Source organism: Mesorhizobium sp. KR1-2 (assembly GCF_040045035.1).
Classification (GTDB): domain Bacteria; phylum Pseudomonadota; class Alphaproteobacteria; order Rhizobiales; family Rhizobiaceae; genus Pseudaminobacter.
In genome coordinates this window covers 97063-122119 of record NZ_JBDZDS010000010.1, presented here as the reverse complement: position 1 = coordinate 122119, position 25057 = coordinate 97063, and the positions used below count along the sequence as shown (strand labels likewise).

Sequence of the window (25057 nt, the reverse complement as noted above, 5' to 3'; positions counted from 1 at the left end):
GGAGCGGGCTATGCCAGCCGTCAGCAGCCCGGCTCTAGTTGCGGAAGAGAACGCGCCTGACTCCGCCGCAGCGATTGCCGGACCGCACTGGCGCCTGTCATGGGATCGCGGCCATGCCGACGTCCTGGCCATCGGCGCGGCTCTGCACAATCTGGCTTTTCGGCTGGAGAATGGTTCGACCGTCGAGCCGCTGGCGGAGGCGCCCTGGATCGGCGAGCCTTCCGTCGTGGCGGATGCATCGATCCCGCCGCATCTGCGTCAGCTCGGCGGGGAGTGGCCTTGCGTGCCATTCGGGACGACAATAGTCGATCCGCATCACCACGGCTTTGGCACTGACAACGCCTGGCATGTGGTGGAGCGGTCTGCGGACGCCATCACGCTGGCGATCGACTATCCGGAAAATCATCCCATCAAGCGGCTGGAGCGTCGCATTGAAGGCGTGTCGGGCGAGGCGACGGTTGCGATCGAGCTGACGGTCGAAGCCCGGGCCGAGTGCGTGCTGCCGATTGGCCTGCACCCGATCTTCAAGCTTGCCGGGGAAGGGCGCCGCATGCGGCTCGATCCAGGACCTTTCACGCAGGGCTATACGTTTCCGAAGGTGTTCGAACCCGGCGTGTCCCGTTTGAGACCGGGCGCAGAGTTCTCGACGCTCGACGCGGTGCCCCTCGCCGACGGTGCTGCTGATCTTACCCGGCCGCCGACCGGCCTGAGGGAAGAAATCCTTCAGCTTGCAGGCGCAGCCGGTTCTATCCGCCTCGACTATCCGGATGACGGGTATCAGGCGCGCCTCGACTGGAATGCCGATGACTTCCCGTCGCTCGTCATATGGCTCTCGGATCGCGGGCGCAGCGCGCCGCCCTGGTCGAACCGCTTTCGCGGCATCGGCATCGAACCCGTGAACGGCTTTTTCGATGACACAAGGCTCGCACCGCAAAGGCCTAAGTCCGTGTCACCGGGACGTAAATTCCGCGCCGGCGAGAGATGGACGACGCAATATCGGATTTCCGCATCCAGCCTGGATGCCGGCAACCACAAAGGACCTGCAAAATGAAACGCTCCCGCGTCAACGAAATCATCCGCGAGGGAGACGCGTTCATCCGCTCCTTCGGCTACATCATGCCGCCCTTTGCTTATTGGACGCCGGAAGAGCTCAAGTCGCGTCGCCCAGCGGGTATCGTCGATTCCCGCCTCGGCTGGGACATCACCGACTACGGCCAGGGCAAATTCGACGAACTCGGGCTTTTCCTGTTCACCGTGCGCAACGGCAGCGCAGCGGACCTCTCGCGCGGTCGCGGCATGCTCTACGCCGAAAAGATCATGATCACGCGCCAACGCCAGCTTTCGCCGATGCACCGGCACAATGTGAAGGCGGAGGACATCATCAACCGCGGCGGCGGAAAGCTGGTCCTGGAGCTCTTCATGCCCGATGAAGCGGGCAATATCGACCGGCATCGCGAGGTTGAGGTGCCGACGGACGGCGTGATCCGCAAATTGCCGGCCGGCGGACTGTTGAAGCTTGATCCGGGCGAGAGCGTCACGTTGCTGCCGGGCGTCTGGCACGCCTTCTGGGCGGAAGGCGCCGACGTGCTGATCGGCGAGGTCTCGACGGTCAATGACGACCTGACCGACAACGTTTTCGTCGATCCGATCGGGCGCTTTTCCAGCATAGAAGAGGATGAAGCAGCGCTTCATCTTCTGGTTTCGGACTACGACCGTTTCATCGACGGCAAGGCCTAATCGGATCTGTTGCACAGTGCGGCGGGAGCGGCGGCGGTTTGCATTCATGCAAGCCGCCGCCTTTTTGGTTTCAATGCCAGCTGTCGAGACCAAGCAGCCTGCGACCAAGCTCATTCAATTCGGCCGTTTTGGCGTTCTTCTTTTCCCAGTCGCGTGGATCGCCGGGGAAGGCGGCGCGCTTGGGGGCCTCGCGCTCGCGCCAGGAGTGGATGCGCGCTCCACGCTCCTCGACGTCGTCTTCGTCGGCCGGGAACATCGAGATGTACTGCGCCATGCGCACCCGGTCCTTCGAGTGGTTTGGCCGCACGCCGTGCGCCAGAAGCGTGTTGAAGATCAAAAGGTCGCCGGGGTTCATCTCGATATTGGTGATCGTCAGACCGGCGAGGTCCGGGTGGTGCGGATCACGGTCGGCGGGTTGCGTCTTCACCCACTCCTCAAATTTCGAGAACAGTTCGGGAATGCACTGAAAACCGCCGATGTCGCCGTCCTGCTTGACCAGCGAAAGCACTCCCTGCACGCCGATCGGCAGCGGACGAAGTGAGGTATCGCTGTCCCAGTGAATGAAGCCGTTCGGGTTACCCGGCACTTTCTTGGGCGGGTTGAGATTGGCGCGATCGATGGCGACCCAGAGCTCTTCCCGGTCCCAGATGTCGACGAAGGCGTCGTAGACGCGCTTCATCTGGCGGTTGTCCCACAGATACTGGTGATTGTAGATTTCCACCATGCCGGCGCCGTTGAGCTCCTTCATCAGGTGGTCGCGGCGCTGCGGCGCATACCAGGTGGACGGATCCTTCGGATCCTTCTCATCGAATTCCCAGAGGAGATCAGTCAGACGCTGCACATTCTCCTGCGGTACGGCACCGCGCACGATCACATAGCCCTTGGTAATCCAGTGCTGCCAATCGTCCTCGCTGAGCACCCGCAACGGCAGCTGCTTGTCGATGTCCTTGAGCTGCGTGGTGAGGTTCTTCGAAGTTGGGTGGCTGTCTTTCTTAAGGTCTGTCGCGTGCGCCATGGTTTCCTCCATTCCTCGCCGTGTGGTCCGTCGCTGCATTGATCCTAGTTGGATTGGGGCAGGGAAGTTGTACTGCCAACGCACATTCTGATACTATTCTGGCGTCTCAATGTATTTTCTGCCAAAATGAAGCCGTTTCTCGAAAAGCTACAGCCGTCACCCGGCACGTCCTGGGCCATGCTGAATCGCCGGCTCGATGATGAAATCCCCTTCCAGTGGCACCATCATCCCGAGCTGGAATTGACGCTCACGCTCAATTCGCGCGGCCAACGCTTTATCGGCGACCACATCGGTGGCTATGACGACGGCGATCTCGTGCTGATCGGTCCGAACCTGCCGCATAGCTGGAGCTCGACCGAAAAGGTCGAGCAGGGCGAACCGCACGTCGCGCTGGTCATGTGGTTTCGTCCGGAATGGGCGCAGACACTTTCGCAGACTTTCGTAGAGCTCAAATCGGTGGCGGCCGTGGTGGAGCGCGCTGCGACGGGGCTGAAATTCACGGACACCTATGCGGCGCGGGCACGCCCGGTCATCGAGGACCTGTTCACGCGCTCTGCCGACGAGCGTCTGCTATGCCTGATGCAGGTGCTGAACATGCTGGCGCAGGATGCTGGCGCCGAGCCGTTGGCGAGTCCGCGAAGCGTACCCGCGCCGGCGGGGTCTGACCGGTCCCGGATCGACCGTGTGCTCGACCACATCCATCTCAATTACGCATCCGGCCTCTCGCTGGCGGAACTGGCCGATGTCGCCGCGCTCAGCCCGTCGGGCCTGCACCGGCTGTTTCGCCGCCATACGCATATGTCGATCACGGACTACATCATGCGACTGAAGATCGGCGAAGCCTGTGCCATGCTCTCAGGCACCTCAAAGCCGATCGCGCATATCGCCGAAGCTGTGGGCTATGAAACGCTGGCCAATTTCAACCGTCAGTTCAAGGCGTTGAAAGGCCTGACGCCGCGCAGCTACCGTCAGAGTTTTCGCGCTGCGGGGTAGGCCGCCTCCGTTCCCCCGCCGGAACATCAGCCCATCAGGCATTTCCTGACGAAATGCAGCCAGGTGTCGTGACGCCGCACAGTCATGCGCGGCAGGAGCAGCATGTCATCCTGCGGCCGGGCGTGGCCCCTTTTTACCGTGGTTGCGTTTGTGTAGCCCGCTTCCTCGACGATCTGCCGGACCTCGCCATTCTCGCCGCCATAGGGGTAGCAGAAAGCGTCGACGGCGCTGCCCAGCATGTCTTCCAGCTCGTGACGGGCGTCGGTGATCTGGCGCCGTGCCTCGCTTGGCGCAACGGTTGGCAGCCGGACATGATCGAGCGTATGCGAGCCGACTTCATGGCCGAGCGCCGCCCATTCCCGCATCTCGGCCTTCGACATGCAGGGCGCATAGGGAACGCCAACCGGAGCATCCCATTCGTTGGAGCCGTCGATTTGGCGGCTGACGAAGTAGTTCGTCGCCGTGAAGCCGAACTCTTGCAGCACCGGCATGGCGTTGACATAGACGTTGCGAAAACCGTCGTCGAAGGTAATGCCCGCGACCTTGCCGGTCTTTTCGCCGCGCAGATAGGGCAGCAGGTCACGCATCGAGAGGCCGGTGAAGCCCAGCCGCTTCAACCATGTCATCTGGCGGCGAAAATCGCGCGGATCGACCGTCAGCGCACGGAAGCGGCTGCCGCGCGGGGCGGGGGTGTCGACCTGGTGATACATGAAGATCGGTATGGGCATGTGGGCACCGCTCGATGTCACTGACGACGCATTGCCGCCAGTCTTGCTCTCATCGCAATTCTGGCTCTGTAAATCGGGCGCAATAGCTCGCGCTTGAGCTTCGAGATCTGCCGCTTCGGCTTGAGCGTACTGCCGCCAAGGGTGGGCGAAATTTCCCGAATTCCACCTGGTACGACAGACCGGGCCACGACGCCAGTCACCCACGGCATCTGGAGAAGGACGTCGACCGGGCGATCCACGGTTTCGGTTGCCTTTAGCAATCTGGCCGCCGCGTCGCGGCTGACGAGTTGCGTCACCATGCCAAGCCCCGCGCAGACCGGCTCGATCAGCGAGACGTCGCCCGACCGGGCAACGAGGCGGCCGCTCTCACGGCCGTCCCGGAAGGGAAAGCGGATGAATCCTTCGCGCTCGATATTCGTCAGCGCCAGCTCGAGCCCATCGGAGAAAGGCGCGATGGGGGCCGCGTCATCCTCCATGATCAGTGCGGCGTCGAGGTTCTGATCCACAATCGCCTGCCAGGCCCGACGGTGGGAAAGAAAGCAGGCAATCTCGTTGCGGTTGAGCGCAAAGGGGTAGGTGGGGCGATACAGCCGAGGACGACAGAATTTCTCTATGGCTTCATCGGGCAGCAGTTTCCCGTCCACAGCCTCGATGATCTCCAGCGGAAAAGGCAGCTCAGCCGCGAGTTTTTTGACATGCTCTTTTCGCTGCTCGGCGCGCGCAAGGTGAATGACCAAAGCCTTTACGATCATAGGATGCCTTTCAGGCCCTGAAGCCGAATGGTGGTAGATGCGTCCCGCCTGGAATATCTCAAAAATATATCCTGCAGCACATCCGAACCTGCAGGCGCGAGTCCATTGGCGCGCAAACTCGCGCAGGATAGAACGAGCGTCAAGTTCATCGCTCGACGGAGGAGGATGTCACGCCTTGCATGTCACGGTCCAAAACTAGACAGGTCGTGCAGCAAGCGTGATCGCCTTCGAATGGCGGCTACATAAGAAAGTCACATAAGATAGATTATGGAACTTCTCTATGTGCCAGGAGGAGCAAGGCTCCGTTTGGCTGTCGATCCATGCTGCAAGATCGGCCTACGCGGAAAGATCGGCGGCCGTGGCGCGTGCGGCGGCAAACAGCGCCGTTGGCTCGGCCGCGAACACGGCGTCGTGCGCGCCGGCTGCTGCCCAGACCCGGTCGAACGACAGCAACGTCTGGTCGGCGAACGCCGGAATGTCGATCAGATGGCCCAGTGGCGATACGCCGCCGATGGCAAATCCCGTCTGCTCGCGGACATGGCGCGGATCGGCGCGCTTCAGCGTCTCGGAGACCAGTTCCGCAGCCTTGGCAAGGTCGAGCTGGTTGGGTCCGGAAACCAGGAACAGATAGAGCTTTCCGCTGCTTTCGCCTTGAAAAACCAGCGATTTAACGATCTGCGCGGTCGAGCAGCCGCATTGCTCAGCAGCTTCTTCGGCGGTGCGCGTGGAGGCTCCCATGCGGCGGATCTCGATCTCCAGCCCGGCTGCCGCCGCTGCCTCCGTGACGCGATCGATACTGCCAGCCATGATGAGCCTCCGCCTCTTTCAGATTGATTTCAAAGGGATTTCTATGACCATTCCATCATAGGCCGGCTCCACATGGTCCGGCGTCTGGTCTGCAACCGTGGCATAGTCCAGCGGTACGTGCATATGCGTCAGCACGGCGCGCCCGGGCTGCAGGCGTTCGATCCATTCAAGGGCCTCGTTGAGCGACAGATGGCTCGGATGCGGCCGATATTGCAGCGCATCGATCACCAGCACGTCCAGCTCCTGCATCAACTCCGCGGTCGCCGGCGGAAAATGGCTCACGTCGGAGCAATAGGCCAGCGAGCCGACGCGGAACCCCAGCGAGATGATGTCGCCGTGTATCTGCGGCAGCGGCAGAAAGGTGAGGGCACCCCCCTCTCCTTCGATCACCACCGTCTCCGAATGCTCGATCTCATTGGCACGCAGGATTGGCGGATAAGAACTGCCGAGCGGCGTCTCGAAGCAATAGCCAAACGCTTCGAACAGCCGGTTCAGGGTCGGCTGGTCGGCATAGACGTCCATCAATTGCCGCCGCTCGAGCACGAAGCCGCGCAGGTCGTCGATGCCGTGGATGTGGTCGGCGTGCGGATGGGTGTAGATGGCCGCGTCGATCCGCTTCACGCCCGCCATCAGCATCTGCTCGCGAAAATCGGGCCCGGTGTCGATCACCACCCGCGTCGTGCCGCCGTCAGCCGACACGCGTTCCACCATGGCTGCGGCGCGCATGCGACGGTTTCGCGGGTTCAGCGGGTCGCATTCGCCCCAGTCGCCCGTAATCCGTGGCGTTCCCGGCGACGAGCCGCAACCAAGGATCGTGAGGCGAAGCAGGTCCGCCATGCGTCAGGCGCCCTGTGCGGCCGGCCGCGGCATCTTCTTGAACAGCCGGAAGAAATTGTCGGTCGTGATCGCCGCGATCTCCTCTGCGCCGATGCCCACTGTCTCGCCCAGGATTTTGGCGGTGTGGGCGACATAGGCCGGCTCGTTGCGCTTGCCACGAAACGGCACCGGGGCCAGGTAGGGAGCGTCGGTCTCGACCAGCAACCGGTCGCGCGGCACATTGGCCGCGATCGCGCGAATGTCCTCGGACTTCTTGAAGGTCAGAATGCCGGAAAATGACGCGTAGCCGCCCAGCCTGGCGCCAGCCTCGGCAAGCGCACGACCCGACGAGAAGCAGTGGAGAATGAAGGGAAAAGCCCCCTTCCCGCTCTCCTCTTCCAGGATCGCAATCATGTCGTCGTCGGCGTCGCGCGAATGGATGACCAGCGGCAGACCGGTCCGACGGGCCGCGTCGATGTGGACGCGAAAGCTCTGCGCCTGCGCTTCGCGCGGGGCCTTGTCGTAGAAATAGTCGAGCCCGGCCTCGCCGATCGCGACCACCTTCGGATGCTCGGCCAGCCTCACCAGATCGTCGGCCGTGACGTCGATTTCATCGCCCGCATTGTGCGGATGCGTGCCGACCGAGCAGTACACCGGATCAAACGCCTCTGCGATCTCGAGAATCTCGGGAAAGCGTTTCACTCGCGTCGAGATCGTGACCATGCGCTGGACCCCGGCCGCCTGGGCGCGCGCGACGATGTCCGCGCGCTCCTGGGCGAAGTCGGGAAAGTCGAGGTGGCAGTGGCTGTCAACGAGCATTTTCACGCCTCACGCCTCGGCGGCAGCTGGCTCGACATAACGCGGGAACACCGCCTGTGGAGCCGGCAGTTCGACCCCCGGCACCAGTGCGTATTCATCCGCAACCCGGTCGAAGGTGCGTTCCTCGGCCGGAATGGCCAGAAGATCGAGCAGCTTGGCGGCCGACGCCGGAATGTAAGGCTGGCACATCAAGCCGATCCGCCGGATGGTCTCGGCCGTCGTGAAAAGCACCGTTTCCATGCGCGCCGGGTCGGTCTTCTTCAGCGCCCAGGGTTCCTGCGCGGCAAAGTAGCGGTTCGCCTCGGCGACCACCGCAAAGATCGCGGCGAGCGCCTGATGGATCGCCTGCTCCGACATCGCCTTGCGAGCGGTAGCGAGCGCGGCGCTGGCCTGGTCGAGTATGGCCTTGTCGGCGTCGGCCAGGGTTCCGCGCTGCGGCACCACGCCGCCGCAGTTCTTGGCGATCATCGACAGCGAGCGCTGAGCGAGGTTGCCGAGGTCGTTGGCAAGGTCGGCATTGGTACGGTTGACGATCGCCTCATGGCTGTAGTTGCCGTCCTGGCCGAAGGGCACTTCGCGCAGAAGGAAGTAGCGCACCTGGTCGAGCCCGTAGTGCGAAACCAGTGCGAACGGGTCGATCACATTGCCGACCGACTTCGACATCTTCTCGCCGCGGTTGAACACGAAGCCGTGCCCGAACACGCGCTTAGGCAGTTCGAGGCCGGCCGACATCAGGAACGCCGGCCAGTAGACCGTGTGGAAGCGCGTGATGTCCTTGCCGATGACGTGAACGTCAGCCGGCCAATAGCGCCAGCGTTCGGCATTGGTGTCCGGATAGCCGGCCGCGGTGATGTAGTTGGTCAACGCATCGACCCACACATACATCACGTGCTTTTCGTCGCCGGGCACCGGAATGCCCCAGTCGAAGGTGGTGCGCGAGACCGAAAGGTCCTTCAGGCCCGATTTGACAAAGCTGACAATCTCGTTGCGCCGCTCCGGCGGCCCGACGAATTCCGGATGCTTCTCATAATGCTGCAACAGCCGGTCCTGATAGGCTGACAGACGGAAGAAGTAGCTTTCCTCTTCCACCCATTCCACCGGCGTGCCCTGCGGCCCATAGCGGACGTTGTCGGCGCGGACTTCGGTTTCTTCCTCGCCGTAATAGGCTTCGTCGCGAACCGAATACCAGCCGGCATAGCCGCCTTTGTAGATATCGCCGCTGGCGACCATGGCCTTCCAGATGGCTTGGGAGGCCTCGTAGTGGCGCTTCTCCGAGGTGCGGATGAAGTCGTCATTGGATGCGTTCAGCGCAGCAGCCATGCGCTGGAACTCGGCCGTGTTGCGGTCGGCCAGTTCGCGCGGCGTGATGCCTTCCTTGCGCGCCGTCTGCAGCATCTTGATGCCGTGCTCGTCGGTGCCGGTTAGGAAGAACACGTCCTTGCCGTCGAGGCGCTGAAAGCGCGCCAGAGCGTCGGTCGCGATCAGCTCATAGGCATGGCCGATATGCGGCTTGCCGTTGGGGTAGGATATGGCCGTCGTCAGATAGAATTTTTCGCGGGACATGAAGATGCCGTTCGTACTTCAAATGGTGAATTGAGCGGTGAGATAACGCATCGGGAAAGCGATTGCTATCCCGGAGCCGGCAAGGTGCTTCACATTCGCATGGCTGAATTGAGCCGCATGATCAGGTTGAGCGCGTGCTGCTTCTTGTCAAGGTTGTAGGTTTCCGCCTCGTTGATCGAGGCGACGGCCTCCTGCCACGCCTCCGAGAGGCGATTGGCGCGGGTAATATCGTTGGCGCGCGCCGCTGTACTGGCAGCATCCGAAAGCAGGTCTAGCGCATGCCGGTTGAAGATGTCGAAGCGCAGGGCCTGGTCACGCGCAGCGACCACCTCCGCCAGTTTGTGCGCGGCTGCCACATCGGGATGCGGCGCGGCGATGAGGTCGTCGAATGCTTCCGCAATCTCCAACCCGCCATACTGCGTCAGGATGATCGCGCTGCGCGCGCTGCCTCCTGCCCGCTCCGCGAGCGCGGCGCGGGCTTCCGCGCCGTCCGGCGACGAAAATCCGGCATGATCCAGCGCCTGCATCAGGCTGCCGTCATCCAGCGGCGACAGTCGAACCATCTGGCAGCGCGAGCGGATCGTCGGCAGGAGGCTGCCCGGTGAATGCGAGATCAGGATGAACAGCGTCTTCGCCGGCGGCTCTTCGAGGTTCTTCAGCAACGCATTGGCCGCGTTGGTGTTCATGTCGTCGGCCGGGTCGACGATGACCACGCGATAGCTCCCGTCATGCGACGTCATCGAGAGGAACCGGTTGACCTTGCGGATCTCGTCCACGGTCAGAACGGTCTTGAACGCCTTGGTCTTGTCGTTCAGCGGCCGGGTCAGGTGCAAGACCGCCGGGTGCGCACCCATCGCAACCTGTCGAAACAGCGCAGAGCCGGGGTCCGGTGTGGCCAGTACCGCCGGGGCAGTGCCGGGCACGGGGTTTTTCAGCAGATGGTGGGCGAAATGAAAGGCCAACGTGGCCTTGCCGATGCCCTGCGGCCCGGCCAGCAACAGCGCGTGCGGCAGCTTGCCTGCGCGATAGGCGGCGGCTAGCATGCCGGCCGCGTTCTCATGGCCGACCAGGAATGGATTTTCGGCCGGCTCCGGCACGCCCTCCAACGTGTCGTGCTGCTCGGGAGCGATGCGTTCGAACATCACGCCTCCTGCACCTGACTTCCAAGCGCGGCAAACCTACGCTGGATCACGCCAAAAGCGGCCGCCGTCACGGAGTTCTCGACCGCCTCAGGGGGCATGGAGGCGTCGATGACCACGCAGCGGTCGGGCTCCTTACGGGCGATTTCAAGATAGGCCTTGCGCCGGCTCCGGTGGATCGCGAGCGTTTCCTTCTCGAAGCGGTCGGCGACGTCATCGCCGCGGCGGGCGGTCGCGCGCTCCAGCCCCTCCACCGGGTCGATGTCCATGATAAGCGTCAGGTCAGGCATCATGCCGTTGACCGAAACCCTCTCGAGCACATCCATGAAGACGGGATCGATTTCGCCGGAACTGCCCTGATAGACCCGCCAGGAATCCACGAAGCGGTCGCACAGAACGATGTCGCCACGCTCGATCGCCGGGCGGATCACCTGCTCGATGTGATCGGAGCGAGCTGCAGCAAACAGCAGAGCCTCCATCTTGGGGCCGAAGGTTTCGGCGGCACCGGACAGGATGACATGGCGTATCGCCTCGGCGCCCGGCGAGCCGCCGGGCTCGCGCGTGACGGTCAGGCTGTAGCCCTTCGCGCGCAGCTTGGCCGCCAGCAGCTTGATCTGTGTCGACTTGCCAGCGCCCTCGCCGCCTTCGAAACTTATGAAAAGTCCGCGCCTCAATCCGTTTGTCCTTGTTCAGCCCGGCAAAAGATTCCGGTGCGATGCCGGCTGAGAGACGTATTATGCCGCTGGGGACAAAAGGTCCACTTTTACGATGCCGGCGCGCGCAGCCAGCCGACAAGCAGTTCGCCGACCGCGTCGAACGCGCGTCGGTGCAGCGGGCCCAGCCCTACGCTTTCGGCGGCATAGAGCGGCGTTTCCTGGCTTAGAGTATCGCCTATCCATACCCGCAGCACTCCAATCCTGGTCCCCTCCTCCACCGGCGCGACGATCGGACCTTCATAGACCACGCGCGCGGTCAACCGGTCACGATTGGAAACGGGGATGAGAACCGAGATGGGGCCATGCGCCTTGAGTTCGACGCTTGACTTCGCGCCGCCGTAGACGCCGGCGTCCGCTACCGCCTCGCCGTCGCCAAAGAGTACGGACTTCTGGAACGTACGCATGCCCCAGTCCAGCATCTTGCGGGATTCCTCGGAGCGCTCGCGGTCACTGCTCATGCCGCTCAGGGCGGCGAAGATGCGGCGTCCGTCGCGGCTGACGGAGGCGACGATTCCGTAGCCGGATTCCTCGGTGTAGCCGGTCTTCAGGCCGTCAGCTCCGATGTCCATTGCCAGCAGCGGGTTCCGGTTACGCTGGGTGATCTTGTTCCAGGTGAACTGGGGCTCAGAGAAATATTTGTAAAACTCGGGATACTCGCGCCATATATGCATGGCCAGATCGACCAGCTCATGCGCCGTGACCACCTGTCCGTCGACCGGCAGGCCCGTCGAATTCTTGAACACGGATTTGGTAAGGCCAAGCTCATGGGCGCGCTCGTTCATCTGCTCCGCGAAGCTGTCTTCACTGCCGGCCATGCCTTCTGCGACGATGATGCAACCATCATTTGCCGACTGCACGGCCATGCCCTGGATCAGATCCTCCAGCCGGATCTCCGACTTCAGCGAGGCGAACATCGTGGAACCGCCCGATTTCGCACCGCCATTGCGCCAGGCATTCTCACTAACGACGAAAGTGTCGTCGAGCTTGTAGCGCCCTTCCTTGATGGCGTGGAACACCATCTCCATCGTCATCAGCTTGGCGAGCGATGCTGGCGGAAATGGCATGTCGGCGTTCTTGGCGAAAAGGATCGAGCCCGTATCCGCGTCGACCATGTAAGCCTGCTGGGCCTTGGTGTCGAACATTTGCGCCCTGGCGGGTTCCAAAAGCGCTACGGCAAGCACAAAGCTCAATAATGCGGCAACGGGTGACAGTCGAACGAACATCATAGACCAGCCTCGTTCTCTACGCCGCCCCTGACTACCCGCAGGGTATCAGGCCTTTCGGAGATTGATCAAGTCCGTGCCCGGTCGACCTTTGGCCGATACGAAGCGTCTAGTTGCGGACGGTCATCGCGTCCGGAGCGCCTTTCGCCCACGCTGTTTCCAGCATTGCATCGAGTGACGCGCGTCCGTCGGCGTAGAGATTGACCGTGTAGAGCGTGGAGCCGCGGACAGCAGAATTCTCGATGGTTGCCCAGCCAACGGCCGACAGCGAGCGGGCAACGCGCGCAGCCTTTTCCTTGTTGGCGAATGTGCCTACGGCGACGTAAGCGCCCGAGAGGTCGACGGGCGCAGTGCCCGGGTTCATGCGCTTCCACGAACGCGTGACGTCGGCGGCCGACATGCTTTTTCCATCAAGTTTGGCGAAAGCGGCGGCCGCACCACTCACGCGTTCGTCGGTGTAGCCGGCCAGGGCAAGCTGGCCGGGCATGCCGCCGTCTGCCGGTCGCCGGGGAGCGATCGGAGCAAAATCTGGCAGTATGATCTCGCTGAATGCAACGGCCTGTCCGAACGGCGATCCGGCCGGCATGGCTTCGCTCGGCCTCGGCGCAAAGGTCGGCATCGGAGCCGACGTGCCGGCACTTGCGCTCGGCGTCGGGCCGTTCATCGCGATCATTACGCCGCTGGGCAGGCCGACTGATGGATCCAGCGCGCCATTGCCCGGACGATAGGAAGCCAGCAGGAATTGATCGTCCTGGCCGTCAAGGGGTGCACGGCCGACATATTCGACCTTCACGTCGGCGGTGCCGCTATGCATGTAGTCCAGCATCTCGGCGGCACGCCTCGACAAATCGATCACCCGGTTGTCGTCCGAATAGGGCCCGCGATCATTGACGCGTACGATGATCGAGCTGCCGTTCTTCGTGTTGGTGACGCGGGCATAGCTGGGCAGCGGCATCGTCGGATGCGCTGCCGTCAGATGCGTCATGTCATAGATTTCACCATTGGCGGTGAGACGGCCATGAAAGGCGTCGCCGTACCAGGAAGCCCCACCGACGGACACGTAGTTCTTGTCTTCCTTGGGATAATACATCTTGCCGCGCACCTTGTAGGGATTGCCAAGCTGGTCGCGCCCGCCGCCGCGCGGCAGGTTCGACAGCTTGTTGGTAACGCGCGGACTGGCCTTGACCCCGTATTCGGACTCGGCGAAGTACTCCTTCGGACGCTTCTTTCCCGTCGACGTCGGCGCCTGGAAGGCGCAGGCGGCCAGAAAGGCAGAGGACAGCGCTAAAACAGCGACGGTGGAAGCGCGGCGAATACGCACGCGCGCCAAAATCAGCATTTTCGGTTGCCCCCTGAAGATGTCATCAAGCTACGCAATACAAACCCGAATGCGGAGGACATCCGCCCGCATTCCCAAGCTCCAATGCATCTATTACGCGGGAATTTGTTAGCGCTCGATTAACCGAATGTGGCCGGAAGAAGGCAACAGGGGAGGGTCGCGCGCTGGCGAGGTGGGCGTTACGATTGGGGTGATCACCGTGAGTCTCGGCCGCGAGACAGGGGCCGGGATATTGCGACCGCTGCCCGACCTCCGGGGGCAGCGATCAAGGAGGCTGGATGGGCCAAGCTACTCTGCCCTTACCACCAACGCGATGCCCTGCCCGTCGCCAATGCACATGGTGATCAAGCCGTAGCCACCACCGAGGCGCTTCGGTTCATAGAGAGCTCTCACTGTCAGGATCGCGCCGGTCGCGCCAACCAGATGACCGAGTGCGATCGCGCCGCCATTGATTCTGGCATTGGCTCGCGAGATCAATTGACTGAACGCACGGAAGGCGCGACGGCACGCTTCGTGAAATCAGTTGGGTAGGCTTGTGAGCGTGCCGCTGGTGCAGGCGCGTGAGTATGGCGAGGGCGCACGTTCAAAGTTGCGACATAATAGAGATTCGATGGAAGCGCGAAAGTCCACTGCCGAGCGCATCCCGACGTTCGCAAATCAGCGGGATAGACGCGTGCGCGAACTCGCCAGCGTTGAGAGTCGCCGGATACTTCAATCGCTACTTGCTGAAGGTTCCTGCAGATTATCTAAGGTTGCCGAAAGCGACGTCAAAACCGTCGTCCTCGGGCCGAAGCAAGAGCGAAGCAAGATGCGGAGGTTCCGGGGACCCAGGCCTCGGACTCGCCACCTGCACCCCGCGGCAGGTCCGGGTCGGCAACGGCCTTTCCGGCCGTCCCGCCAAACGCCCCCTACACCAGTTCCACCTCAACCACGCCGGGCACCGCGCGCATGGCGGAGGCGATCTGCGGCGTGATGCGGTAGCGGTCGGGAAGGCTGACCTCGATCTCGCCCTGGGCGTTGTCCTTGATGAGGACAAAACTCACCTGCCCCTCGCCTCTGGTGTTGAGCTGGTTGGCGAGCACGTTGAGCGGCGAGGCATCGCGCAGATAGATGCGCAGCGCCTTCTGGACGCGGCTGGCCTCGTCCTCCAGCGAGTGCACGGTCTGGACGCGCAGATTGACGCCTTCGGGCCTGTTCTCCGCCGCGACGGTGATGACGACCGATTTGCCGGGCTCGAGAAGGTCGCGATATTGCGCCAAAGCTTCGGAGAACATCACCGCCTCGTACTGGCCCGAGGTGTCGGAGAACATCACCACGCCCATCTTGTTGCCGGTGCGGGTCTTGCGCTCCTGCTTGGAGGTGACGGTGCCGGCCAGGCGCCCCGCGCTGGCGCCGCGCTTCACGGCTGCGGAAAATTCGGTCCAGGTCTGGACGCGCATCTTTTCCAACACCTTCTTGTATTCGTCGAGCGGATGCGCGGAGAGGTAGAAGCCGACGACTTGGAACTCGCGGTGCAGCCGGTCGGCCGGCAGCCATGGCTCGGCGGCGGGCAGATGCAGCTGCTTCTGGCGCCCGGGCGAAGCCGCGCCGAACATGTCGGTGATGCCGGCGGCGGCATCGGCCTGCGAGCGCGAGGCAAGGCCCATCATGCGCTCCACGCCGGCCATCAGCGAGGCGCGGTCGTGGCCGAAGCAATCCAGCGCACCGGCATTGATCAGGCTTTCGAAGACGCGCTTGCCGACGACTTTCGGGTCGATGCGCTCGCAGAAGTCCTCGAGGTCGGCAAAAGGCTTTTCGGCCCGCTTGGCGACGATGTGGTCCACCGCAGCCTCGCCCACGCCCTTGATGGCCGCGAGCGCGTAATAGATTCGGTTTTCGCCCACTTCGAACGGACGGTACGAGGTCATGACCGACGGCGGCAAGACCTCGATGCCCAGCCGCATCGCATCCTGCCGGAAGTCCGACAGCTTGTCGGTGTTGGACATATCGTAGGTCATCGACGCGGCCAAAAACTCGACCGGGTAATGCGCCTTCAGATAGGCCGTCTGGTAGGAAACGATGGCATAGGCAGCCGCGTGCGACTTGTTGAAGCCGTAGTCTGCGAACTTCGCCAGCAGGTCGAAGATGAAGTCCGACTGCTGCTTGCTGACGCCCTTTTCCACCGCACCGGAGACAAAACGCTCGCGCTGCTTGTCCATTTCGGCGCGGATCTTCTTACCCATGGCGCGGCGCAGAAGGTCGGCTTCGCCGAGCGAATAGCCGGCCAGCTCCTGCGCGATCTGCATGACCTGCTCCTGGTAGACGATAACCCCTTGGGTCTCCTTCACAAGATGGTCGATCATGGGATGGATAGATGCGATCTCCTCCTCCCCATGCTTGCGGGCGTTGTAGATCGGGATGTTCTCCATCGGGCCCGGGCGGTAGAGCGCAACCAGCGCGATGATGTCCTCGATGCAGTCGGGCTTCATGCCGATCAGCGCCTTGCGCATGCCCGCACTTTCAACCTGGAAGATGCCGACCGTTTCGCCGCGCGACAGCATGGCATAGGTTTGCGGGTCGTCGAGCGGGATCTGCGCAAGATCGATGTCGACGCCGCGCCGGCTGATCAGCTTGACGGCGGTTTGTAGAACCGAGAGCGTCTTCAGGCCGAGGAAGTCGAATTTTACGAGCCCGGCGTCCTCGACCTTCTTCATGTTGAACTGGGTGACCGGCATGTCCGAGCGCGGATCACGGTACATCGGCACCAGTTCAGACAGCGGACGGTCGCCGATGACGATGCCGGCGGCGTGCGTGGAGGCGTGGCGATAGAGGCCTTCCAGCTTTTGCGCCATGTCGAGAAGGGTCTGGACGATGGGTTCGCGCTCGGCCTCCTCTGCGAAGCGCGGCTCGGCCTCGATGGCATCCTTCAGCTTGACCGGATTGGCCGGGTTGGCCGGCACCATCTTGCACAGCCGGTCGACCTGGCCATAGGGCATCTGCAGCACGCGGCCGACGTCGCGCAGCACGGCGCGCGCTTGCAACGTACCGAAGGTGATGATCTGGCCGACCTGGTCGCGGCCATACTTGCCCTGCACGTAGCGGATCACCTCTTCGCGCCGGTCCTGGCAGAAGTCGATGTCGAAGTCGGGCATCGAGACGCGGTCCGGGTTGAGGAAGCGCTCGAACAGCAGCGAGAAGCGCAGCGGGTCGACGTCGGTGATGGTGAGCGCATAGGCAACCAGCGAGCCCGCGCCGGAGCCGCGGCCCGGCCCGACCGGGATGCCTTGGGTCTTGGCCCATTTGATGAAGTCCGAGACGATCAGGAAGTAGCCGGGGAACTTCATGCGCTCGATGATGCCGATCTCGAACTCCAGCCGCTCGCGATACTGCTCTTCCGTGAATCCGGCGTAGCGACCGCGCTCCGCAATGCGCTGCGCAAGCCCCTCGCGCGCCTGGCGTGCAAGCTCCTCGGCTTCGGCCCTTTCGGCGGCTTCAGCGTCGGCGACGTCGGCGCCGGCGAAGCGCGGTAGGATGGGCTTGCGGTTCTGCGGGAAGTAGGAGCAGCGCTGCGCGATCTCGATGGTGTTGTCGATCGCCTCGGGCAGATCGGCAAAAAGCTGCGACATCTCCTTCTGCGACTTGAGATAATTGTCCGGCGTCAAGCGGCGCCGGTTGTCCTCGGCGACGACCGAACCTTCGGCAATGGCGATCAGCGCGTCATGCGCCTCGTAGTCGTCGCGTTTCGGGAAAAACGACTCGTTGGTGGCGACCAGTGGCAGCCGTTGGCGGTAGGCGAGATCGATGGTGGCGGCTTCTACCGCGCGGTCGTAGCCGACCAGGCGCTCAAGCTCGACATAGAGGCGGTCGCCGAACATTCCCTGCAGGGCAAGCAGCCGGCTTTCCGCGAGTTCGGCATGGCCGGCCTTGATGGCCGCGCCGATCGGTCCGCGCGGCCCGCCGGAAAGGCAAATGATGCCTTCGGACAGATTGCCGATCCAGTCGAGCTTGGCGTGCACCGGCTCGCCCGACTGCGTTTCCAGATAGGCGCGGCTGATGATGCGAACCAAATTGGCATAGCCGACTTCGGTAGCGGCGATCAGAACCACCGAATAAAGTTCCACGCCCTGCTTGCGGGAGGGGCCTGCGTCGGTGCCGTCACTGAAATCGGCGGCGAGCAGGCAGCCCACCAGCGGCTGCACGCCGTCCTTGGTCGCCTTCTGGGCAAACTCCAGCGCGCCGAACAGATTGTTGGTGTCGGTGACGGCGATGGCCGGCGACTCGTCCTTTACCGCATGGCCGATGATCTTACCGAGCGGCAGCGCGCCTTCCAGCAGCGAATAGGCCGAATGGACGCGCAGGTGGATGAAGGCGCGCGTCGGCGCTTGAGGCGCCTTGGGCGCAGCTGCATTGGCTTGCGCAGTGAGAGCGCTCCGCAGGATTGGGTCGCGCGGCGGTCGTTCGCTGTTCATCGGCTTTTCATTTCGAGAGTCGGATCGGGACCATTGTCACTATTGAGAATAGCCGGGTCCAGTCCGAATAGGTAACGATCACAGGAAGGTGGTTCAATGCGGCATCGAATCTGTTCCCGCCCTGAATTTTTTCCCGTGGCATTCATGCGACCGACTGTCGTTCGCAGACGCACCATTTCCCTTCGCAATTGCACAAAAATATGCCACTGGTCGCCCGGAACTGGGCCAGGGAAGGAGAAGGCATGAGCGCAACCGGACAAGCACGCGCGGTGACGCCCCGGCAGGTGGTTGCCGCCAAGGGCGGGACGCCGCTGGTCTGCCTGACTGCCTATACCACGCCGATGGCGCGGCTCGTCGATACGCATTGCGACATCGCCTTGGTTGGCGACAGTGTTGGCATGGTTCTGCACGGCCTGCCGTCCACCCTTGGCGTGACGCTCGACATGATGATCATGCACGGCAAGGCCGTGCGGCGCGGGCTGGAACATGCGCTTATGGTCGTGGACCTGCCCTTCGGCTTCTATGAGGAAAGCCCCGAGCAGGCGTTCCGCAATGCCTCCCGCATGATGGCAGAAACCGGCTGCGGGGCGGTCAAGCTCGAAGGCGGCGAGACGATGGCGGAGACGATCCGTTTCCTGACCGGGCGCGGCATTCCGGTCATGGCCCATGTCGGCCTGACCCCTCAGGGCGTCAACACCTTCGGCGGCTACACCGTGCAAGGACGCGGAAAGGACCGCGACAGGGTTTTGGCCGACGCCAGGGCGGTTGCGGATGCCGGTGCATTCGCGGTCGTGCTTGAAAAAGTGCCGGAGGCGCTCGCACGCCGGATCACCGAAGAGATCGCCATCCCCACGATCGGTATCGGCGCCTCGGCCGCCTGCGACGGACAGGTGCTCGTGGCCGACGACATGCTGGGCATGTTCACCGACTTCCGGCCGAAATTCGTCAAGCGCTATGCCGAGCTGGGCGCGGAGGCGTCTTCGGCAATCGAGGCTTATGCGGCGGATGTGCGGGCACGACGCTTCCCAGCCGAGGAACATGTATTCGGTGAGACCCCGAAGGCGGCTCCCAAGGGAGACACCAAATGAGCGTGCCGATCGTCCGCACCTTGGCCGAGCTTCGGGCGACGGTCGCCGGATGGCGCCGAGAAGGCGCGAAAGTGGCGGTCGTGCCGACCATGGGCGCGCTGCACGAAGGGCATCTGAGCCTCGTGCGCGCAGCGCTCGCCAAGGCGGATCGGGTGATCGTCACCCTGTTCGTCAACCCAAAACAGTTCAACAGCGCGGCCGATCTTGCCGCCTATCCACGCACAGAAAGAGAGGATGCGGCGAAGCTCGGTCCCGTCGGTGCGCATGTGCTCTACGCGCCCAATGCCGAAGAGATCTATTCCGAAGGTTTTGCCACCACGGTTTCGGTAAGCGGCGTCAGCGAAGGCTTGTGCGGCGCATTCCGGCAGGGCCATTTCGATGGCATGGCTACGGTCGTTGCAAAGCTTTTCCTCCAAACCGGAGCCGATGTCGCCCTGTTCGGCGAGAAGGACTATCAGCAGCTTCACGTCGTCAAGCGCATGGCGCGCGATCTCGACATCCCGATAGAGGTCATCGGCTGCCCGACCGTGCGCGAGGCCGACGGGCTGGCAATGTCGTCGCGCAATGTCCGGCTGTCAGAAGCGGAGCGTGTCGTTGCCTCGAAGCTGCCGCAGATTCTGTTCGCAACCGCCGAGCGCCTGAGTTCGGGTGATCCGGTTGCCCCGACATTGGAAGAAGCGAAAGGTGCCATTCTGGCCGCAGGCTTCCGTGAGGTCGAATATCTGGAATTGCGGGGCGCGGATGATCTGTCCCCGCTGAACCGTCTCGACCGCCCTGCCCGCCTGCTGGTCGCAGCGTGGCTCGGCGACACGCGGCTGATCGACAATGTCGAGGTCAGCGCGGTTCGGTCGAGTTGAGGTTTTCCGCGCCGGGCCGAACTCAGGCGCGGCGCTCCCTCATGCAAACTCCATGATCACCGCGTCCACCGCCAGGCTGTCACCCGGCTTGGCGTTGATCTTGTCCACGGTCAGGTCGCGGTCGGCGCGAAGCACGTTTTCCATCTTCATCGCCTCGACCACGGCCAGCGTCTCGCCGGCCTTGACCTCCTGACCCTCTGAAACGGCGATCGAGACGACAAGGCCCGGCATCGGGCACAGCAGAAGCTTCGACGTGTCGGGCGCGACCTTGACCGGCATCAGCTTGTCGAGGGCGGCCGTTCGCGGCAGCATGGTGTGCGCGGACACCGACAGCCCCCGCCAGTCTATTCGGACGCCGTTGACGAGCGGCCTGATCTGGGCGGAGACGACACGCCCGCCCACGGTTCCGCTCCATACCGGCTCGCCGGGGCGCCAAGCGGAAACGACCGTGAGCAGCTTGCCGCCGGCGACAGAGAGGTCGATTTCCATCGGGATCGAGACCATGCCCTCGCCGATGGAAACGGGGATATGCTCGTCATCCAGACGCACCACCCAGTCGGGCTTCAACACGCCAGAATGCGGCGCCAGGCGGCCGGTCAGCCGGTCGAGACGGTCGCGCCGCAAAAGCTCGATCACGGTCGCGACGGCGGCGAGCACGGCCTTTTCGTCGTCGTTCGGCTTCATCGGCGCAAAGCCGTCCGGATATTCCTCGGCGATGAAGCCAGTCGAAAGCCGGCCCTCACGCCACCGCGGATGCTGCATCAGAGCCGAGAGGAACGGGATGTTGTGCTCAATGCCGTCGACCACGAATTCGTCCAGCGCTTCCGACATGGCGTCGATGGCTTCGAGCCGGGTCGGCGCCCAGGTGCAGAGTTTTGCGATCATTGGGTCGTAAAACATCGAGATCTCGGAGCCTTCCGTCACGCCCGTGTCGTTGCGCACGACGACGTCGCCGAACTTTCCTTCTTTCGGTGGAAGGTAGCGGGAGAGCCGGCCGATCGACGGCAGGAAGTTGCGATACGGGTCCTCGGCGTAGAGCCGGCTTTCGACGGCCCAGCCGTTCAGTTTGACGTCTTGCTGCCGGATCGCCAGCTTCTCGCCGGCGGCGACGCGGATCATCTGCTCGACGAGATCCACGCCGGTGACGAGTTCCGTCACCGGATGCTCCACCTGCAGGCGGGTGTTCATTTCGAGGAAATAGAAATTGCGGTCGCGGTCTACGATGAACTCCACCGTGCCGGCGCTCTGGTAGTTCACGGCCTTCGACAGCGCGACGGCCTGCTCGCCCATGGCGCGCCGCGTCTTTTCGTCCAGGAAGGGCGACGGAGCCTCCTCGACGACCTTCTGGTTGCGGCGCTGGATCGAGCATTCGCGCTCGCCAAGATAGATGGCGTTGCCATGAGCGTCGGCGAGCACCTGGATTTCGATGTGACGCGGATCGACGATGAACTTTTCGATGAAGAGGCGGTCGTCACCGAAGGAGCTTTTGGCCTCGGAGCGGGCGCGCTCAAAACCGTCGCGCACCTCCGTCTTGTCCCAGGCGATGCGCATGCCCTTGCCGCCGCCGCCGGCGGAGGCCTTGATCATCACCGGATAGCCGATCTCGCCGGCGATCCGCTCGGCATGGTCGGCGTTCTCGATCACGCCCAGATAGCCCGGAACGGTGCTGACCTTGGCGTGATTGGCGAATTTCTTCGATTCGATCTTGTCGCCCATGGCGCGGATGGCCTCGGGTTTCGGGCCGATGAAGACGATGCCTTCCTTTTCCAGCGCTTCGCAGAAGGACGCGCGCTCGGACAGGAAGCCGTAGCCGGGATGCACGGCCTCGGCGCCGGTCGCCTTGCAGGCCTCGATGATCTTCTCCGCCACCAGATAGCTCTGCGCCGCCGGCGCCGGGCCGATATGCACCGCCTCGTCGGCCATTTCGACATGGACCGCGTCGCGGTCGGCATCCGAATAGACCGCGACCGTGGCGATGCCCATGCGGCGGGCGGTCTTGATGACGCGGCAGGCGATCTCGCCTCGATTGGCGATGAGTATCTTCTTGAACATGCAGACGTCTTCCCTTGCCGGAAGGTCCAGTTCTATGGGCTATCCGGCAACGCCTCAAGTGCCGGATTCATCGTCGCGGGGGACCGTTGCCGCAAACGGCAGGTTGTCAGAAGTGCTTGTCGCGCTCAAAGGGCCCGAAGCGCACGCCGGAGGTGACGAGATAGGCCGCCGTCCAGCCCACGATCAGAAGGCCCGTCACCCCCTCAAGCGAGGAAAGCAGACGCCATGCCTTGGCTGGCGCCACATCGTTGAAGCCGATGGTCGCGAAGGTGGATGCCGAAAAGTAGAAGGCCGTATCGAAATCCTGGAACGCGCCGACTAGGCGCATTCCAGCCGCCCATATCGCGATTTCCACGGCCACCAGAATGAACAGCCCCAAGGCCAGCAAGGCCATGGCGACGACCGTCTCGCCCTGCTTCCCGTTCAGTATCGGATGGGCCAGAAGAAACGAAACCATGTGGGTGAGCGTGATCAATCCTGCCGCGTGCACCAGGAAGGTGACCACGTCGAAAACCGTGGCAAGGAGGAGGTTAGCTACCATTATCGAATTGATAATGTAGATGGTGGCCCTGCCATGGCAATGAGACGGACAATTCGTCTCGCCCGCCGGGAGCTTGATAAGGCAGCCGAAACCTGAAAGTTTGGCGCCGAATTTTTTTCGCATTTCGAGGGAGTTACAATCATTATGAAGACGCGTGCCGCCGTTGCCGTTGCCGCCGGAAAGCCGCTGGAGATCATGGAGATTGATCTCGAGGGCCCGCGCGAGGGCGAGGTTCTGGTCGAGATCAAGGCGACCGGCATCTGCCACACCGACGAATTCACCCTCTCGGGCGCCGACCCGGAGGGCATCTTCCCGGCCATCCTCGGCCATGAGGGCGCCGGCGTCGTCGTCGACGTCGGCAAGGGCGTCACCTCGCTCAAGAAGGGCGACCACGTCATCCCGCTCTACACGCCGGAGTGCCGCACCTGCCCGTCCTGCCTCAGCCGCAAGACCAACCTGTGCACCGCCATCCGCTCGACCCAGGGCCAGGGCCTGATGCCCGACGGCAGCAGCCGCTTCTCGATCGGCAAGGACAAGATCTTCCACTACATGGGTTGCTCGACCTTCTCCAACTTCACCGTGCTGCCCGAGATCGCGCTGGCCAAGGTCAACCCCGACGCGCCATTCGACAAGATCTGCTACATCGGCTGCGGCGTCACCACCGGCATCGGCGCCGTCATCAACACCGCCAAGGTCGAGATCGGCGCGACGGCGATCGTCTTCGGCCTCGGTGGCATCGGCCTCAACGTCATCCAGGGCCTGCGCCTGGCCGGCGCCGACATGATCATCGGCGTCGACCTCAACAACGAGAAGAAGGCGTGGGGCGAGCGCTTCGGCATGACCCATTTCGTCAACCCGACCGAAGTCGACGGCGATATCGTGCCCTATCTGGTCAACATGACCAAGCGCGGCGCCGACCAGATCGGCGGCGCCGACTACACCTTCGACTGCACCGGCAACGTCAAGGTCATGCGCCAGGCGCTCGAATCGGCGCATCGCGGCTGGGGTGAATCGATCATCATCGGCGTCGCCGGCGCCGGCCAGGAGATATCGACGCGGCCGTTCCAGCTGGTCACCGGCCGCACTTGGAAGGGCACCGCCTTCGGCGGCGCGCGCGGCCGCACCGACGTGCCGAAGATCGTCGACTGGTACATGGAGGGCAAGATCCAGATCGATCCGATGATCACCCACACCATGCCGCTGGAAGACATCAACAAGGGTTTTGATCTGATGAACCAGGGCAAGTCGATCCGCTCGGTGGTGGTCTACTGAGCCGAAACAGCGCCATGCCGGACCCGATCATCTATGTCGACGCCGACGCCTGCCCGGTGAAGGCGGAAGCCGAGAAGGTCGCGGACCGGCTGGGGCTGGTGGTCACCTTCGTGTCCAACGGGGGCCTGCGGCCCTCGCGCGACCCGATGGTGCGCCATGTCGTCGTTTCCAAGGGCGCGGATGCGGCCGACGACTGGATCGTCGAGCATGCGCGCCCCAACGACATCGTCGTAACGGCCGATATTCCATTGGCCGCGCGCGCCGTGGCGCTGGGCGCGCATGTGCTGGGCGTAACCGGCAAACCCTTCACGCCCGAGACGATCGGCATGGCGGTGGCCATGCGCGACCTGAAGCAGCATCTGCGCGAAACCGGCGAGAGCAAGGGCTACAATGCGTCTTTCACGCCGCAGGACCGCTCGCGCTTTCTTGGAGCGCTCGACCAGATGGCGCGGCGAGCGCTCCAGTCGGCGCGGGGGACATGACATGAAGCCTTTCGGCCGCCACGTAATCTTCTTGTGCAGCGCTGCCGCCGGGGTGATCGCGTTTGTCGTCGCGCTGGTGCTGAAGCATCCCCTCGCCTATTCGATCGGGGCGAATGTCTATTTCATCTCCTACATCGCCCTCGTGTTGCGACAGATGCCCCGCCTGACGCCCGATTTCCTGAGCCGCCGCGCCCAGGAAGCGGACGAACCGGTCTGGATCATCTTCCTGGTCAATTTCGCGGTGGTGTGCGTCGCAATCGGCTCGCTCTTCGTGCTGATGAATGCGAAACAGATTCCGCATCCATACTGGCTCGCATTTTCCATGCTCTCACTGCCGCTCGGCTGGTTCACCATCCACTGCATGGCCGCGCTGCACTACGCCAACCTCTACTGGAAGGGCGACAAGGCCACAGAATCGAGCGACAAGCGCGGCAGGAAGCCGGTGGGAGGCCTCGATTTCCCAGGAACCGAGCGCCCCTGCGGATGGGATTTTCTCTACTTCTCCGTCGTGATCGGCATGACAGCGCAGACCTCCGATACCGGCGTCACCACGACGATCATGCGCACGACCGCGATAGTTCATTCGATCATCTCGTTCTTCTACAACACCGTGATCGTCGCGGCCGCCGTCAACCTCGTCGTGTCGCTGGCGAGCTGACGCCTCGCCTTG

At 63.1% G+C, this 25057-nt stretch carries 22 protein-coding genes and 1 pseudogene; 8 read left to right on the top strand and 15 right to left on the bottom strand.

Annotated elements, in window-relative coordinates; all coding sequences use genetic code 11:
* Nucleotides 1-10: 10 nt before the first annotated feature.
* Nucleotides 11-1051, top strand: a complete 1041-nt coding sequence (locus ABLE85_RS19270; RefSeq protein WP_348794328.1) for a hypothetical protein — start codon at nt 11-13, stop codon at nt 1049-1051.
* On the top strand, nt 1048-1737 hold the full coding sequence (locus tag ABLE85_RS19265) for a D-lyxose/D-mannose family sugar isomerase (protein WP_348794327.1): 690 nt from the start codon (nt 1048-1050) through the stop codon (nt 1735-1737). The genes ABLE85_RS19270 and ABLE85_RS19265 overlap by 4 nt, the downstream gene beginning before the upstream one ends.
* A gap of 70 nt (nt 1738-1807) precedes the next feature.
* On the opposite strand, the gene ABLE85_RS19260 is transcribed toward ABLE85_RS19265, so the two are convergent.
* Complete coding sequence (locus ABLE85_RS19260) at nt 1808-2752, bottom strand: phytanoyl-CoA dioxygenase family protein (RefSeq protein WP_348794326.1); 945 nt, start codon at nt 2750-2752, stop codon at nt 1808-1810.
* A gap of 126 nt (nt 2753-2878) precedes the next feature.
* Here ABLE85_RS19260 and ABLE85_RS19255 point away from each other — a divergent pair, with 126 nt between their 5' ends.
* Nucleotides 2879-3745 carry an AraC family transcriptional regulator gene (locus ABLE85_RS19255; RefSeq protein WP_348794325.1) on the top strand — a complete coding sequence of 289 codons (867 nt, stop codon included), beginning with the start codon at nt 2879-2881 and terminating at the stop codon, nt 3743-3745.
* Nucleotides 3746-3771: 26 nt separating this feature from the next.
* On the opposite strand, the gene ABLE85_RS19250 is transcribed toward ABLE85_RS19255, so the two are convergent.
* The 12 genes and pseudogenes from ABLE85_RS19250 to dnaE form a co-directional block, all read right to left on the bottom strand.
* Nucleotides 3772-4473, bottom strand: a complete 702-nt coding sequence (locus ABLE85_RS19250; RefSeq protein ID WP_348794324.1) for a polysaccharide deacetylase family protein — start codon at nt 4471-4473, stop codon at nt 3772-3774.
* Nucleotides 4474-4490: 17 nt separating this feature from the next.
* The gene (locus ABLE85_RS19245; RefSeq protein WP_348794323.1) at nt 4491-5225 is read right to left on the bottom strand and encodes a glycosyltransferase family 25 protein; all 735 of its coding nucleotides are present in this window, start codon (nt 5223-5225) and stop codon (nt 4491-4493) included.
* A 336-nt stretch (nt 5226-5561) separates the two neighbouring features.
* A complete protein-coding gene (locus ABLE85_RS19240) occupies nt 5562-6032 on the bottom strand; it encodes a YbaK/EbsC family protein (protein WP_348794322.1) in 471 nt (156 codons plus the stop codon).
* 18 nt (nt 6033-6050) lie between these two features.
* Nucleotides 6051-6869: an MBL fold metallo-hydrolase gene (locus ABLE85_RS19235; RefSeq protein ID WP_348794321.1), complete on the bottom strand. Its 819-nt coding sequence runs from the start codon at nt 6867-6869 to the stop codon at nt 6051-6053.
* A 3-nt stretch (nt 6870-6872) separates the two neighbouring features.
* Nucleotides 6873-7667: a TatD family hydrolase gene (locus ABLE85_RS19230; protein ID WP_348794415.1), complete on the bottom strand. Its 795-nt coding sequence runs from the start codon at nt 7665-7667 to the stop codon at nt 6873-6875.
* A 9-nt stretch (nt 7668-7676) separates the two neighbouring features.
* Complete coding sequence (gene metG / locus ABLE85_RS19225) at nt 7677-9230, bottom strand: methionine--tRNA ligase (RefSeq protein WP_348794320.1); 1554 nt, start codon at nt 9228-9230, stop codon at nt 7677-7679.
* A gap of 89 nt (nt 9231-9319) precedes the next feature.
* Nucleotides 9320-10375, bottom strand: coding sequence for a DNA polymerase III subunit delta' (locus tag ABLE85_RS19220; protein WP_348794319.1), 1056 nt, complete (start codon nt 10373-10375; stop codon nt 9320-9322).
* Entirely contained in the window at nt 10372-11043 is a 672-nt protein-coding gene (gene tmk / locus ABLE85_RS19215; protein ID WP_348794318.1) for a dTMP kinase, read from the bottom strand. The genes ABLE85_RS19220 and tmk overlap by 4 nt, the downstream gene beginning before the upstream one ends.
* Before the next feature lie 89 nt (nt 11044-11132).
* The gene (locus ABLE85_RS19210) at nt 11133-12311 is read right to left on the bottom strand and encodes a D-alanyl-D-alanine carboxypeptidase family protein (RefSeq protein ID WP_348794317.1); all 1179 of its coding nucleotides are present in this window, start codon (nt 12309-12311) and stop codon (nt 11133-11135) included.
* A 106-nt stretch (nt 12312-12417) separates the two neighbouring features.
* On the bottom strand, nt 12418-13647 hold the full coding sequence (locus tag ABLE85_RS19205) for a septal ring lytic transglycosylase RlpA family protein (RefSeq protein ID WP_348794316.1): 1230 nt from the start codon (nt 13645-13647) through the stop codon (nt 12418-12420).
* A gap of 288 nt (nt 13648-13935) precedes the next feature.
* Nucleotides 13936-14103: pseudogene (locus ABLE85_RS19200) on the bottom strand (acetyl-CoA C-acyltransferase); the annotation flags it as partial.
* A 452-nt stretch (nt 14104-14555) separates the two neighbouring features.
* A complete protein-coding gene (gene dnaE, locus ABLE85_RS19195) occupies nt 14556-18095 on the bottom strand; it encodes a DNA polymerase III subunit alpha (RefSeq protein WP_348794315.1) in 3540 nt (1179 codons plus the stop codon).
* A gap of 242 nt (nt 18096-18337) precedes the next feature.
* Here dnaE and panB point away from each other — a divergent pair, with 242 nt between their 5' ends.
* Nucleotides 18338-19183, top strand: a complete 846-nt coding sequence (gene panB / locus ABLE85_RS19190; RefSeq protein WP_348794314.1) for a 3-methyl-2-oxobutanoate hydroxymethyltransferase — start codon at nt 18338-18340, stop codon at nt 19181-19183.
* Nucleotides 19180-20040, top strand: a complete 861-nt coding sequence (gene panC / locus ABLE85_RS19185; protein WP_348794313.1) for a pantoate--beta-alanine ligase — start codon at nt 19180-19182, stop codon at nt 20038-20040. The genes panB and panC overlap by 4 nt, the downstream gene beginning before the upstream one ends.
* 39 nt (nt 20041-20079) lie before the next feature.
* On the opposite strand, the gene ABLE85_RS19180 is transcribed toward panC, so the two are convergent.
* Entirely contained in the window at nt 20080-22092 is a 2013-nt protein-coding gene (locus ABLE85_RS19180; protein WP_348794312.1) for an acetyl/propionyl/methylcrotonyl-CoA carboxylase subunit alpha, read from the bottom strand.
* A 106-nt stretch (nt 22093-22198) separates the two neighbouring features.
* Nucleotides 22199-22633: an ion channel gene (locus ABLE85_RS19175; RefSeq protein ID WP_348794311.1), complete on the bottom strand. Its 435-nt coding sequence runs from the start codon at nt 22631-22633 to the stop codon at nt 22199-22201.
* Nucleotides 22634-22777: 144 nt separating this feature from the next.
* Between ABLE85_RS19175 and ABLE85_RS19170 the strand changes: the two genes are divergently transcribed.
* From ABLE85_RS19170 to ABLE85_RS19160, 3 genes are read left to right on the top strand one after another with little or no spacing between them, the layout of a single operon-like run.
* On the top strand, nt 22778-23905 hold the full coding sequence (locus tag ABLE85_RS19170; RefSeq protein WP_348794310.1) for an S-(hydroxymethyl)glutathione dehydrogenase/class III alcohol dehydrogenase: 1128 nt from the start codon (nt 22778-22780) through the stop codon (nt 23903-23905).
* Between the two features lie 14 nt (nt 23906-23919).
* Complete coding sequence (locus ABLE85_RS19165) at nt 23920-24387, top strand: YaiI/YqxD family protein (RefSeq protein WP_348794309.1); 468 nt, start codon at nt 23920-23922, stop codon at nt 24385-24387.
* Between the two features lies 1 nt (nt 24388).
* Nucleotides 24389-25045 carry a DUF1345 domain-containing protein gene (locus ABLE85_RS19160; RefSeq protein WP_348794308.1) on the top strand — a complete coding sequence of 219 codons (657 nt, stop codon included), beginning with the start codon at nt 24389-24391 and terminating at the stop codon, nt 25043-25045.
* Nucleotides 25046-25057 lie beyond the last annotated feature (12 nt).